This is a genomic window from Haloechinothrix halophila YIM 93223 (assembly GCF_000504245.1).
Lineage (GTDB): Bacteria > Actinomycetota > Actinomycetes > Mycobacteriales > Pseudonocardiaceae > Haloechinothrix_A > Haloechinothrix_A halophila.
Map to the genome: position 1 here is coordinate 1,885,945 of NZ_KI632509.1, position 13,653 is coordinate 1,899,597.

General features: G+C 68.9%; 12 protein-coding genes. 11 read left to right on the top strand and 1 reads right to left on the bottom strand.

Going from position 1 to position 13,653, the window contains the following annotated elements:
- Positions 1 to 2: 2 nt before the first annotated feature.
- The 10 genes from AMYHA_RS08600 (at position 3) to AMYHA_RS08640 (ending at position 9,909) form a co-directional block, all read left to right on the top strand.
- Entirely contained in the window at positions 3 to 938 is a 936-nt protein-coding gene (locus AMYHA_RS08600) for an SCO3242 family prenyltransferase (RefSeq protein ID WP_196776989.1), read from the top strand.
- Entirely contained in the window at positions 935 to 1,795 is an 861-nt protein-coding gene (locus tag AMYHA_RS08605) for a sugar phosphate isomerase/epimerase family protein (protein WP_034269797.1), read from the top strand. Before AMYHA_RS08600 ends, AMYHA_RS08605 begins: the two co-directional genes overlap by 4 nt.
- Complete coding sequence (locus tag AMYHA_RS08610; protein WP_157361955.1) at positions 1,792 to 2,472, top strand: EboA domain-containing protein; 681 nt, start codon at positions 1,792 to 1,794, stop codon at positions 2,470 to 2,472. Before AMYHA_RS08605 ends, AMYHA_RS08610 begins: the two co-directional genes overlap by 4 nt.
- Before the next feature lie 8 nt (positions 2,473 to 2,480).
- Entirely contained in the window at positions 2,481 to 3,350 is an 870-nt protein-coding gene (locus AMYHA_RS08615) for a TatD family hydrolase (protein ID WP_034269799.1), read from the top strand.
- A 45-nt stretch (positions 3,351 to 3,395) separates the two neighbouring features.
- A complete protein-coding gene (gene eboE / locus AMYHA_RS08620) occupies positions 3,396 to 4,562 on the top strand; it encodes a metabolite traffic protein EboE (RefSeq protein ID WP_034269801.1) in 1,167 nt (388 codons plus the stop codon).
- The gene (locus tag AMYHA_RS08625) at positions 4,562 to 5,971 is read left to right on the top strand and encodes an alkaline phosphatase family protein (RefSeq protein ID WP_034269803.1); all 1,410 of its coding nucleotides are present in this window, start codon (positions 4,562 to 4,564) and stop codon (positions 5,969 to 5,971) included. The genes eboE and AMYHA_RS08625 overlap by 1 nt, the downstream gene beginning before the upstream one ends.
- A gap of 174 nt (positions 5,972 to 6,145) precedes the next feature.
- A complete protein-coding gene (locus tag AMYHA_RS08630) occupies positions 6,146 to 6,721 on the top strand; it encodes a hypothetical protein (protein ID WP_051399689.1) in 576 nt (191 codons plus the stop codon).
- Positions 6,708 to 6,857: a hypothetical protein gene (locus AMYHA_RS26935; protein WP_157361956.1), complete on the top strand. Its 150-nt coding sequence runs from the start codon at positions 6,708 to 6,710 to the stop codon at positions 6,855 to 6,857. The genes AMYHA_RS08630 and AMYHA_RS26935 overlap by 14 nt, the downstream gene beginning before the upstream one ends.
- Before the next feature lie 213 nt (positions 6,858 to 7,070).
- On the top strand, positions 7,071 to 8,453 hold the full coding sequence (locus AMYHA_RS08635) for an LVIVD repeat-containing protein (protein WP_034269805.1): 1,383 nt from the start codon (positions 7,071 to 7,073) through the stop codon (positions 8,451 to 8,453).
- A gap of 25 nt (positions 8,454 to 8,478) precedes the next feature.
- Positions 8,479 to 9,909, top strand: coding sequence for an LVIVD repeat-containing protein (locus AMYHA_RS08640; protein WP_034269808.1), 1,431 nt, complete (start codon positions 8,479 to 8,481; stop codon positions 9,907 to 9,909).
- A gap of 221 nt (positions 9,910 to 10,130) precedes the next feature.
- Here AMYHA_RS08640 and AMYHA_RS08645 read toward each other — a convergent pair whose 3' ends face one another.
- Positions 10,131 to 11,729, bottom strand: a complete 1,599-nt coding sequence (locus AMYHA_RS08645; protein WP_231104669.1) for a beta-N-acetylhexosaminidase — start codon at positions 11,727 to 11,729, stop codon at positions 10,131 to 10,133.
- Positions 11,730 to 11,920: 191 nt separating this feature from the next.
- Here AMYHA_RS08645 and AMYHA_RS08650 point away from each other — a divergent pair, with 191 nt between their 5' ends.
- Positions 11,921 to 13,642 carry a serine/threonine-protein kinase gene (locus tag AMYHA_RS08650; RefSeq protein ID WP_231104670.1) on the top strand — a complete coding sequence of 574 codons (1,722 nt, stop codon included), beginning with the start codon at positions 11,921 to 11,923 and terminating at the stop codon, positions 13,640 to 13,642.
- The last annotated feature ends 11 nt before the right edge of the window (positions 13,643 to 13,653 follow it).

A 13,653-nucleotide genomic window follows, 5' to 3' on the forward strand; every position in this document is an offset into this window, starting at 1 on the left:
AGGTGCGGGATGCGGTCGAGCTGGTGCGGCTACCTGCCGTGCTGACCATTCCGGGCGACAGCTTCGCGGGGGGCGCGGCGGCGGGCTGGCCGTATGGCAAACGGGGTTGGGCGATGCCCGCTGCCTCGGCGTGCTTCTACCTGGCAGGCATGGCGCTCAACGACTACGCCGACCGGGAGCTGGACGCCGTCGAACGCCCGGAGCGGCCGATCCCGTCCGGCAGGGTGTCTCCGGGGGAGGCGCTGGCGCTTGCGTCCGGACTGACCGGCGCTGGCCTGGGCATCGCCACCGCCGTGGGAGGCCGTGCCGCGCTGCGAATCGCGGTGCCGGTCGCCGCCGCGGCGTGGACGTACGACCTCGCCGCGAAGGACACCCCGGCCGGTCCCGCCGTGATGGCGTCCGCGCGCGGGTTGGACGTGTTACTCGGAGCTGGGGGTCGACCGCGCAGGGCGGCGTTGCCTGCTTGCGCGGTCGCCGGGCACACGCTCGGCGTGACCACCCTGAGCAGGGGGGAGGTGCATGGTGGGTCGCGGCGCACAGGCTTGGCGGCGCTCGCCACGACGGCGTCGGCGGCAACGGCGGCGGTGGTGGCCGCGCTGCCCCGCCGTCAACGCACCGGGCCACACGACACGGCACCCAGCGGGGCCGCGGTGCCGCACCGTGCCACGGCATCCAACCGCGCGAACGCCATTCGCCGTGCCACGGCTAGTGCCGCGTTCGCCGCCACCTACGTGGGCACGGTCGGCCGCGCGCAGGTCCGCGCGGCACGCAACCCCGACGCCGCCACGGTGCGCACCGCGACCGGTGCCGGCGTGCGGGGTGTCATCGGGCTGCAGGCCGCGTTGGTGGCGGGCACCGGCGCGATCGGACTCGCAGGAGGACTGCTCGCCGCTGGTCCCATCGCACGGCTGGCGTCCAAGGTGGTGTCGCCGACATGACCCTGCGGTTCGGCTATGGCACGAACGGATTCGCCGGGCACCGCCTGGACGACGCCCTCGGCGTGATCGCCGACCTCGGCTACGACGGCGTCGCGCTCACCCTCGATCATCCGCACCTCGACCCGTTCGCCCCCGATCTCGCCGCCCGCACCGACCACGTGCGCCGTCGCCTCGCCGCGTACGGGCTCGCCGTCGTCATCGAGACCGGCGCGCGCTATGTGATGGACCCGTGGCGCAAGCACGAGCCGACGCTGGTATCCGACGTCGACCGCGAGCGCCGGGTGGACTACCTGCACCGCGCGATCCGTGTCGCCGCCGATCTCGGGGCGGAGGCGGTGTCGTTCTGGTCGGGCACGCTGCCCGAGGACGTGGCTCCCGAACAGGGTTGGCACCGGCTGACCAGCGGCGTCGCCGAGGTGCTTGCCGAGGCGGAGCGCCGCGACGTCCGGTGCGCGTTCGAGCCGGAGCCGGGCATGTTCGTCGACACGCTCGCCGGGGTGGCCGAGCTGCGGCGCAGGCTGGGCGAGCCAGATCGACTGGCGGTCACCGTCGACATCGGACACTGCGTTTGTAATGAGCCCGCTCCGCCGCAGGACCGCGTTCGCGATTTCGACGGGCTCATCGGCAACGTGCAGATCGACGACATGCGCCCTGGCGTGCACGAGCACCTGGAATTCGGCGACGGCGACGTCGACCTGCCCGCCACGCTCGGCGCACTGCTCGACGTCGGCTATCAGGGCCTGGTCAGCGTCGAGCTGCCCCGGCATTCCCACGCCGCACCGGCCGTCGCCGCGCGTTCGCTCGACGCGTTGCGCACCGCGCAGGCAGCGGCACTCGCGGCGGAGGTGACGCGGTGACCGACCGGCTGGACGACCTGCTCGACAACGAGGGCAGGGCCAGGTTGAGAGAGCTGATCGACGAGGTGACGTCGACGCCAGCGCGGATCGCGGTGCTGTTCCCCGCCGTGGCGCGTGCCGTCGGCAGGGGCCCGGTCGACCCGGACGACCCTGACGGGTTGGTCACGCCCCGCGTCGAGGATCAGGCCAGGGTCGCGTTGCTGCGTGCCGCCGCGCGGGGCTGGGACCGGGACGGCCTTGTCGCGGAGGTCGCCGCGCTCTACCGGCACGGCGACGCCGACGAGAAGCGCGCCGTGCTGCGGGCACTGGATCACCTCGACCTGGCCGACGCCGCGCTCGACCTGGTGGGCGACGCGCTGCGCGGCAACGACACCCGGCTCATCGCGGCGGCACTCGGCCCGTACGCGGCGCGTCATCTTGACCCGCACAACTGGCGGCACGGCGTGTTGAAGTGCCTGTTCACCGGCGTTCCGCTGGCTGCGGTGTCCGGGATCGCGGAGCGTGGCGACGCCGAGTTGGCCCGCATGGTTGATGGCTTCGCCGCCGAGCGCCGTGCGGCGGACCGCGACGTGCCCGCCGATGCGACGTGGCTGCTCAACCAGTTGACCTCGCGGCGACCGGACCTCGATGCGACGTCGGGAACCGTCCCTGACCAGCAACGCGTGCGGCACGACTAGGAGGACTGATGCGCATCTTCGACCCCCATATCCATATGACCTCCCGCACCACAGACGACTACGAAGCCATGTACGCGGCCGGGGTCCGCGCGGTCACCGAACCGGCGTTCTGGCTCGGCCAGCCGCGCGGCAGCGCCGCGTCGTTCTACGACTACTTCGACGGGTTGCTCGGCTGGGAGCGGTTCCGCGCGTCCCAGTTCGGCATCCGGCACCACTGCACGATCGCGCTCAACCCCAAGGAAGCCAACGATCCCCGCTGCGTCGAGGTGCTGGACGTGCTGCCCCGGTATCTGGCGAAGGACGGGGTGGTCGCCGTTGGCGAGGTCGGGTTCGACTCGATGACCGACGACGAGGAGAAGGCGTTCGTCCGGCAGTTGGAGCTGGCTGGCGAGCATGACCTGCCGGTGCTGGTGCACACCCCGCACCGCGACAAGGTCGAGGGCACCCGCCGCAGCCTCGAGCTGGTCGCCGCGTCTGGCCTCCCGCCGGAGCGAGTCCTGATCGACCACCTGAACGAGGTCACCGTCGATCTGGTGGCCGAGTCCGGTTGCTGGCTGGGTTTTTCCATCTACCCGGACACCAAAATGGACGAACATCGGATGGTGCGCGTCCTCAGCGACTACGGCCTGGAGCGGATGATCGTCAACTCCGCGGCCGACTGGGGTCGCAGCGACCCGCTCAAGACGGCAAAGACCGGGCAGGCGATGCGCGAGGCCGGGTTCAGCTCCGACGACGTCGACCGGTTGCTGTGGCGCAACCCGGTCGCGTTCTACGGCCAAAGTGGACGACTGCTGCTCGATCCGATCGACAACGCCGCCGTTGATCAGACCGCGACATTCGAGGGCAACTCGGTGCTGCGCGGGCAGCGCCCGGCGTGAGGGACCGCGTGGACGTCCCCGCGACCCGCGTGAAGGGAGCCCGCCGTGCGCTTCACCCATCCTGACGGCAGCCGCGTCCATCTCGCGTACTGCACCAACGTCCATCCCGCCGAGGACATCGATGGCCTGCTGCGTCAACTCCGGGTGTTTGGCGGGGGCATTCGCGCGGAACTCGACGTCGACCGGCTCGGTGTCGGGCTGTGGCTGCCCGCGCCGCTGGCCGCGCACCTGGCCGACCATCCCGACCTTGACCGGCTCCGGGCAACGTTGGACGACCATGGCCTTGACGTCGTCACGCTGAACGCCTTCCCGTACCAGGGGTTTCACGCGCCGGTCGTGAAGAAGGCGGTCTACAGCCCCGACTGGGTGGAGACTCGGCGGCTGGAGTACACGCTGACCTGCGCGCAGGTGCTGGCGCGGCTGCTGCCGGACGACGCCGTGCGCGGCAGCATCTCCACGGTGCCGCTGGCGTGGCGTGCGCCGTGGTACTCCGACCGGCGGCTGCGCGCTCGCGAGCTGCTTGACCGGCTCGCGGAAGGACTCGCGAAGCTGACCGCCGAGACCGGCAGGACGATCCGTGTCGGGCTGGAACCCGAGCCGGGCTGCGTCGTGGAGACCATCGACGACGCGATCGAGCAGTTGTCCGGCATCGATACCGACCACATCGGACTGTGCCTTGACGCCTGTCATCTCGCGGTGGGCTTCGAGGACCCGGCGTCCTCCGTGCGGCGGTTGGTCGATGCCGGGTTACCGATCGTGAAGACACAGGCATCGGCGGCGCTTCACGCCGCGGCTCCCGCAGACGCCGCCACCCGGCAGGCGCTGGCGTCCTACACCGAGGACCGGTTCCTGCATCAGGTGCGGGAGCGCGGACCCTCGCGGATCGCCGCTCGCGACGACCTGCCCGACGCCGTCGACGGCCATCGCGCCCTTCGCGGGGAAGGGCCGTGGCGGGTGCACTTCCACGTGCCGATCCACCGGCAGCCAGAGCCGCCACTGGAGTCCACTCAGGACGAACTCGGCGCCACGTTGGACGCCCTGCTCGGCGGGCCCGCCGCACTGACCGACCATGTCGAGATGGAGACCTACACCTGGTCTGTGCTGCCCGCGGCGCAACGACCGGGCAGTGACGCCGAACTGGTCTCCGGGCTCGCCGCAGAACTGCGCTGGGTCGTCGACCGGATGCGGCGAGCCGGATTGGAGGACGCGTGATGACTGGACCGACGTCGACGGGAGCCGACGTGAACAAGATCCTGCTGCTCAACGTCGTCGGGTTGACTCCCCGGCTGCTGGCGCACGCGCCCCGGCTGCGCGCGCTCGCCACGGACGGCTGGCACGCCGAGCTGGACACCGTGCTGCCCGCGGTGACCTGCGCGGCGCAGTCCACGATGCTTACCGGGCGCCCGCCGAGCGAGCACGGCATCGTCGGCAACGGCTGGTACTTCCGCGACCTCGGCGAGGTCTACTTGTGGCGGCAGCACAACCGGCTGGTGCAGGGGGAGAAGGTGTGGGAGACCGCCCGGCGCGCCCACCCCGGCTACCGGGCTGCCAACGTGTGCTGGTGGTACGCGATGGGCGCGAGCACCGACTGGACCATCACACCGCGCCCGGTCTATCACGCCGACGGCCGCAAGTCACCGGACTGCTACACCCGCCCGCCGGAGCTGCACGATGAGCTGACCGGGGCGCTCGGTACGTTTCCGCTGTTCAACTACTGGGGCCCGACGGCGTCGTTGCGCTCGACCGAGTGGGTGGTCGCGGCGTCCCGGCGACTGTTGCCTGAGGCCGACCTGACGCTGGGCTACGTGCCACATCTGGACTACGACCTGCAACGGTACGGCCCCGACAGCCCAGAGGCGCTCGCCGCGGTGCGGGACATGGACCGCGCCGTCGCGCCGCTGCTGGACGACGCGCAGGCGTCCGGTGCCACCGTCGTCGTGGTGAGCGAGTACGGCATCACACCGGCGTCCCGGTCCGTCGACGTCAACCGGATGCTGCGGCGGTCCGGCTTGCTCGAGGTCTACACCCAGCACGGCATGGAGTACCTGGACCCGTGGACGTCGCGGGCGTTCGCGGTTGCCGACCATCAGGTCGCCCACGTCTACGTCGACGACCCCGCCGACGTGGCGTCCGTGGCGTCGCTGTGCCAGGACCTGCCAGGTGTCGATCTCGTGCTGGACCGCGAGGCACAGGCCGAATTCGGCATTGACCACGAGCGCGCGGGCGAGCTGGTGCTGGTCGCGGAGCAAGGCGCGTGGTTCACCTACTACTACTGGCTGGATGACGCCCGCGCGCCGGACTTCGCGCGCGGCGTCGACATCCACCGCAAACCCGGCTACGACCCGGCCGAACTGTTCCTCGATCCAGCGGATCCCACGGTCAAGGCGCGTGCCCTGCTCGGGTTGGCGCGGAAGAAGCTGGGATTGCGGTACGCGATGAACGTGGTGCCGCTGGACGGGCGCTGGGTGAAGGGCACCCACGGGCGGCTGCCCGACGATCCGAAAGACGGCCCGCTGCTGCTGTGCAGCGACCCTGCGACGCGCCGCGACCGTCTCGCCGCCGCCGACGTCCGGGACTTGGTGCTGGAGCTGGCCGGGGTGGCGGTGTCCGACGTGCGGTGATCTTGAGGCGTTCTGGTCGCTATAGCAACCAGAACGCCTCAAGATCGCGGGAGCCAACGACCATTCGGCATCAAGATCCACCGCAGGGGCGCCGGGAGCGCGTCGCTGGTTCCTCCGCTTAGCTCGTTCGCGTGACCAGGTGCCAATCTACTCGCGAGTAGGTATGGTGTTCCGGTGGCCGGCTACGACGATGCGCAGCCGGAGTTCTGTTCCTACGAGCGGTTCGGGCTCCGGTTCTTCCAGCACGCCGTCACCGTCGAGCGGATCGCCGCAGGGGTGTCCGGCCTGACCGGCACGCCGATCGAGTTCGGCCCGATCGCGGCCGGACCCGCCAAGATCGCCAAGGTGCACGCCACCGGCGCCATCGGCGATCCGGTGGTCTCGCCGCTGGCCGAGCAGGAGCCGCTGCGATTCAGCCTGCATGTCCCGGTGAACCTCCGGTTCGCGGTGTCGCTGCCCGCGACGGTGCACCGGTTCCGCGCCGACGTCGGCATCGACTTGACGTTGACCGCACGCGCCGCCGAGCCGCTGCGCGTCCTCATCGACATCGACCCGCCGGAATCAGGCGACATCACGGTCCTGCTCAAGGCGGAGGGCCTGACGTCGTCGGTGTTGCAGTGGATATCTGGAATGGACGCCGAGCTGAAGCGGTTCCTCGTCCGCTACATTCGTGCCGAGATCGCGAAGCCGCACATCGCGCAGGCCCGTTCGGTCGACCTTCGGCCGTTCGTGCTCAGTGCCGATTCCTGAGGGGGCCGCGCTGCTGGGAGTGATCGCCGTCGGCTGGTGCCGGTTACTGATGGGCTGGCGGCCGTTGTCGCCGTGGCTGCTCCTCGCACTACCGATGCCGATGGCGTTCGCGTTCGGGCTACTCGGAGCCTGGTAGCACCTACCCCCCGGCCGGGTTTGCCGAGGTCGTTCGCTGCGCCTTCGCACCGAGACAATCACCCTCCGTCACTATCGCGGCGAAAGCATCACCCGTCGTACCCGACGCTGGGCCATTCAGGTGGTGTACGTCACATTTTGAGCCGGGTTCGCGAATCACCCAGTTGGGGGTGGCATGCACGCCGCCCTCGTTTGCGTGAGAAAGGAACCTGTCGTGACACAATCATGGCGGCGTACGGCCATCGTTATCTGTGCGGCCGCGACACTGATCGTGCCTGGCACCGCCAGCGCGCACGACCCGGACCTCGACCATCCCGGATCGAGCTCCCCTGAGGACAGTCAGCACAGCAAGAACATGAAGCTGCTCGCCAATGTCGAGCGTTCGGAAGTGGCGACACAGTCGGACCTGGCGTTCGACGGCGACCTCGCCTATGCGGGTAACTACCTCGGTTTCCGGGTCCTCGACGTCTCCGAGCCCGGCGAGCCTGAAGTCGTCACCGACTTCCGGTGTAATGGGGCGCAGAGCGATGTCTCGGTGTACGAAGGGCTGCTGTTCCAGTCCGTTGACTCGCCACAGAGTCACGGTGGTTGCGACAGCACCGGTGTGACCGCGTCGACTCCTGGCATGTTCGAAGGCGTCCGCATCTTCGACGTCAGCGACCCTGCCAACCCGCAGCACCTTACCTCGGTCAGCACCGACTGCGGTTCGCACACCAACACCCTGGTGCCCGATCCCGCGAACAACCGGGCGCTGATTTACGTCTCGTCGTACCCGATCGGCAGCTCCGCGCTTGGCCCGAACTGCGTGCGGCGTGAGGACGGCGGTGGCCACAGCAAGATCTCCATCATCGACGTGCCGCTGAACGATCCGACCAGCGCGACGGTCTCGCCGTACCACCTCGATGACGACACCGAGTGGGCCACCTACCTCGGCTCCTACACGCTCCGGGCATGCCACGACATCTCCGTGTTCACCGAGATCAATCGCGCCGCGGCAGCCTGCCTGTCCGAGTCGCAGGTGTGGGACATCTCGGACCCGGCGAACCCGGAGTTTCTGTACCGCTACGACAACCCTGTCGTCAAGCCGGAGAACATCGACCTGTTCCACTCCGCCACCTTCAGCTGGGACGGCGAGGTCGTGGCGTTCGGTGACGAGTCAGGTGGTGGCGGTGCGGCGCGCTGCACCGACCCGAACGACGATCAGGGCCGCATCTGGTTCCTCGACCTGGCGACCGGCCAAGAACTGGCCAGCTACAAGATCCCGCGCGCGGTCGAGGGCACCTGCACCATGCACAACTTCAACTTCATTCCGCGCAAGGACGGCAGCAAGGTGCTGGTCAGCTCGGCCTACACCGGCGGAACGACCGTGGTCGACGTCGACAAGCTGCTCGCGGGCGCGAGTGAGGCGGACGCCGAGGTGGGCTTCTATCAGCCCGGCGGCGGCAACGCATGGTCCAGCTACTGGTACAACGGCTTCATTTATGCCAATGACATTCAGCGCGGGGTGGACATCTTCCTGCTCAGCGACAAGGCCCGTGCCGGGGCGATGAAGCTGCCGTACCTGAACCCGCAGACGCAGGAAAGCGTCATCAACTAACTCCTATCCCCACCGGAGATTCATCATGTATCGATCACCACGACGGCTCCTTGTCGTAGCGGCCGCCGCAGCACTACTGATCACGCCGGGTGCGGCGCTCGCGCACCCGGACGAAGACCACGACGACACGCCCGGCGAACCGGGCAGCTACAGCGAACGGGTAAGCACGCAGAACATGCACGCGCTCGGCCACAGCGAGCACCCGGCGCAGTTCTTCGGCGTGCCCTCCGCCGAACGCACGATCAGCTCGGACATCGCGTTCTGGGGTGATCTGGCCATCCACGGCAACTACGACGGGTTCCGCATCGTCGACATCTCGGCACCGGGCAACCCGAAGCTCATCTCGCATCCGAAGTGCAACGGCGACCAGGGCGACATCGTCGTCTGGAACGACATCGTGGTGCGCTCGTGGAACTCGCCAGCGCCGGAGGGCAGGCAGTGCATGGGCGAGCCGGTGCCGGTCGGCTTCGAAGGCGTGCACCTTTTCGACATCGGTGACCCGGCGAATCCACAGCTCATCGGTGAGGTCGAGTTCAGCGAGGCCGGTGCGGCTACGCGCGGCACGGCGGATGGGTGTGGCTCGCACACCCAGACCGTCGCGCCTGATCTCGACAATAACCGGCTGATCATCTACAGCAACAACTCCTCAGGCGGCGGCAGGCCGATCTGCGACACCATGAACGTGCTCGAGGTGCCGCTGGACGACCCGGCCAGCGCGGCGCACATCGGTTATGTGCCGCTCACTGGTGGCTCGCTCGGCAGCAACAACGGCTGCCACGACGCCAGCGTGATCCTGGGCGACGTCAACAAGCTGGCCTGCGCCAGCGGCCACGCCGCGAACGTGTTCTCCATCGGAGGACCTGGCGGCGGCAGCCTGGAGAACCCGCTGTTCCTCTACAACATCGAGGAAAGCGACGATGCGGGCAACAAGGTCGGCGTCGGCGGCAGGTGGCACTCGGCCGCGTTCACCTGGGACGGCGAAGTGCTGGCGCTCGGCTGGGAGCCGGGTGGTGGCGCCGGAGCGGAGTGCGAGGCAGATGACCCCGCGATCAAGAAGAGCATGTTCTTCTACGACGCCAACACCGGCGAGAAGCTCGGTCAGTGGACGCTGCCTCGGCCACAGACCGACAAGGAGAACTGCACCATTCACAACTACAACATGGTGCCGCTGCGCAGCGGCAAGTACGTCGTTGTCGGCGGGCACTACCAGGCTGGCACCTGGGCCGTTGACTTCACGGATCCGGCGAACCCGACGACCATCGGTTTCTCTGACCCGTCACCATTGGAGCCGGCCAACATCGGTGGCGCCTGGTCGACGTACTGGTACAACAACTTCATCTACGAATCGGAGATCCAGACGGGGCTGAACGTGTTCCGGCTCAGTGACAAGCGCACCGGCGGTGCGATGAAGCTGGATCACCTGAACCCGCAGACGCAGGAGTTCTCCCTGCCGTAAGCGGACGGCGTGGTTCCCGCCGCGGCTAGTGGATCTTGATGCTGTGTGGCGATACGGATCGCCACACAGCATCAAGATCACGATCCGAGCCGGTGCCGTCGCACTGTGCCTAGTGGATCTTGAGGCGTTGTGGTCGCTATAACGACCACAACGCCTCAAGATCTGGGCGTAGCGACGGACTCAGCCTGCCATGGCGCGCGGCGCCCCGGCCATTCACCGCATCAGGACCACGGCACACCGGAGTCGCGGTGGAACGCGATGCCCTGGGCGGTCATCCGCTTCGCCTGGCCGGACAGCCGCTGCCGGAAGTCCTCCCAGCGCGTGTCCTTTGACCAGCCCACCTCGGCGATCGCCTGCATCCGGGGGAACGCCATCCGCTCGATCTCGTCCTCGGTCGTCACCAGCTCCGTCCACAGTGGAGCTTCAACGCCGAGCACCTCGCCGTCACCTACCCCGGCGAGGGCCTGCGTCGGTTCCCACTCGTACGCGGTGCGCACGTTGACCGGCCCGGCCCACGAGTTGCCCCACGGGTTGGATTCCTCGTACTTCATGTCCAGGTACGTCTTGTTCGCCGGGGACATCAGCACCCGCCTGCCGCTGTCGGCCTGACGCCGGGTTGGCCCGTCCTTTGCCTCGATGCGCCAGTACTGCACGACGCCCGAGCGTGGCACGTCCGCCTTGGCGAACTCGTGCCAGCCGACCGGGCGTTTGCCAGCCTTGACGATCATCGGCAGGACCTTGCTGAAGAACTTGCGGTAATCGGCGTCGCTGGTGTTGTTCGCCTCGTCGCCGCCGATGTGCAGGTATGGGCCCGGTGTCATCTCCGCCACCTGGGTGATGACGTCGCGAGCGAACTCATAGGTGACCTGCTTGTCGATGCACAGCGAGGAGAACCCGACCTTGGTGTCGGTGTAGGGCGGCGGGGCCTTGCCGTCGCAGTTCAGCTTGGCGTACGAGGTCAGCGCGGCGTTGGTGTGGCCGGGCATGTCGATCTCCGGCACGATCGTGACCCCGCGTGACGCCGCGTACGCCACGATCTCCCGGTACTGCTGCTTGGTGTAGAAGCCGCCCTTGCCGCCCCCGACCTCGTTGCGGGCGCCGACCTCGGTGAGCTTGGGCCAGCCGTCGATCTCGATGCGCCAGCCCTGGTCGTCCGCGAGGTGCAGGTGGAGGTGGTTGATCTTGTACTGCGCCACCCGGTCGATGTAGCGCTTGACGACGTCCACGCCGAAGAAGTGCCGCGCGACGTCGAGCATCGCGCCCCGGTAGCCGAACCGGGGCGCGTCCTCGATGACGCCGCCTGCCACCGCCCACTCGCGGTCGACGGTCTTGCCTCGCTCGATGTCGGCTGGCAGCAGTTGCCGCAGCGTGTGCGCCCCCGCGAACAGGCCCTTGGCGTTGTCCGCGCTCAGCGTGACGCCGTCGCGGGCGATCTCCAGCCGGTAGCTCTCGTCCTGCTGGTCGCCGCCCTCGCGCAGCACCAGCCGGATATCGGCGGTGTCGTCTTCGCCGGACGTCACGCGCAGCGGGAAGCCGGTCGCGGGGCGCAGCACGTCGGCGAGGTAGTCGCCGGCCGCCTTCGCATCGCCGGGCGCGGAAATCGTGGTCCGCTTGGTCAGCGCGAAGTTGTCGTCGTCAGCGGCTCGAACCGTCGCCGGGGCGGGGATGACATCGGACAACGACGGCGCGTCGTCCGGTAACCGCACCGGTTCCGGCGTCGGCGACGGCGTCCCGGGCCGAGGCGACGTCGCCTGGGCACTCACGGACGGCGTGCCCTGCGTCGGGGGGTCGTCGGTGCATCCATTGACCACTAGGCTCACCACAAGAAGGCTCAGGAGGATCGCGGCGCGTCGTGACTTTATCCTCGCTCCCACGCGCCTATCGCACCATGTGGCGGCAGACCGCGCGTTGCGGGGCCCATTGTGGCGGGTGGCGACATACTGTGGGTGAATCTGACGTGTCGCGCGTGTCGTGATTCGCACCCGGAATCCTGTTCGGTGAAGGAGCATTCGTGGACCTGTTCTCGGACCTCGCGAGCGGGCTGCTCTCGTTCTCGAAGCAGCTGTTTGGTCCGGGTATCTGCCCTGGTGACTGGGTATGGGCCACTGGCACGGCCGGTGCGCTCATCGCCTTGCTGCCGATCATTGGCGCGCTCGGCGTCAGCGTCATCCGGAAGGTCACCGGCAATACCTACACCGCCGTCACGCTGAGTGTGTTCGGCGGGATCGGCGTCGTGTTCGTGTTCGTGCTGCCGTGGATTCTGATGGCCGGGGTGTCCGAGACGTTCCGGGTTGTTGCCGCCGGTGGCCGCGGTGGGCTGAGCCAGGGCGAGGTCTCCGCCCTCAACACCACCTACTGCGAGTTCATCGGTGACCAGAGTGTCTATCTCGGCAAGGGCCCTGGCGTGTTCGACACGCTGTTCTACCCGGGTGGCAACGAACTCGCCTACGGCTTCTACCTCGGCGCACTGGTTGGTTTGCCGATCTTGTCGCTGATCTTCGTGATGTTGCAGGGCAAGCTCGCGTTTCGCCGTGGTCCCGGATGGCCCGCGCGGTTCTTCTGGATGCCGTTCATCGGGCTGATGCTGCTCAGCGTCACCGTCAACGCCAACACCGCCATCCACCTGTGGCTCGGGTTCCTGCCGGTCACCGTGCTCGGGCTGATTCCTATCGCCGTGCTCGGCCCGCCGAGCTGGCACGCCATCCGCAGGGCGGACGCCCGCAAGGCCCGCCGCGATGTGGCACCACCCCCGCCGCCGCAGCGCCCAGAGCCGTCCGCGCAGCAGGCACCGTCCCCGCCGCAGGGGAACTACCCGCCGACGGTGGTGGCACCGACGTCGGGGGAGTCCGCCATGGCAGGTATCGCGCCGGTGCCGATCCCCGCGAACCCGAGTCCGGCGACGTCCGGCACCCGCTACCAGCGCACCCGCAGGCTCGGCCACGGCGGCTTCGGCACCGTCTGGCAGGCCTACGACTCCCAGCTCAACCGCACCGTCGCGCTCAAGGTCGCACACGCGCCCGACCACGACACCGTGGAGCGGATGCAGCGGGAGGCTCGCGCGCTGGCCGCCGTGGATCACCCCAACTGTGTGCGGGTGTACGACCTCGTCGAGCAGGCGGACGGCCTCGCGCTGGTGATGGAGTACCTCGACGGCGACGCGCTGGCCTACGCCGTCGACGAGCGCGGCCCGGTCGACGACGTCGCCGCCGCCCGGCTGTGGTCCACAACGGCGAGCGCGCTGATCGCGGCGCACGAGAAGGGCGTGCTGCATCGCGACGTCAAGCCGTCCAACATCATCGTCGACCCGCGCGGCATCCCGCACCTGATCGACTTCGGCATCGCACGGAGCAAGGGCGACGCGGCGATGACCGCCACCGGCATGATGATCGGTACGCCGGATTACACCGCGCCGGAAATCGCCAACGGCGCGGGGGCCAGCCCCGCGTCCGACGCCTGGCAGCTCGCCGCGACCGTGAGCTTCGCGCTCACCGGGCATCCGCCGCGTGGCGAGCGGGAGAACGCCATGGCGGCGCTGCTCGCGGCGTCTCGCGCCGAGCCCCCCGCGGAGTTGCCGAGTGGCAGCGTCCACGCCCGGCTGCTGACGGCGGCGCTGGACGCCGAACCGCGCAACCGGCCGACGCTGAACGCCGTCGTCGAGGAGATGAACGCGTGGCTGTCCGGGGTGGGCGAGTCGCGCGAGGGCCCGGTCACCCGGGTGATCCCCCGGCAGTGAGGGTGTGCCGA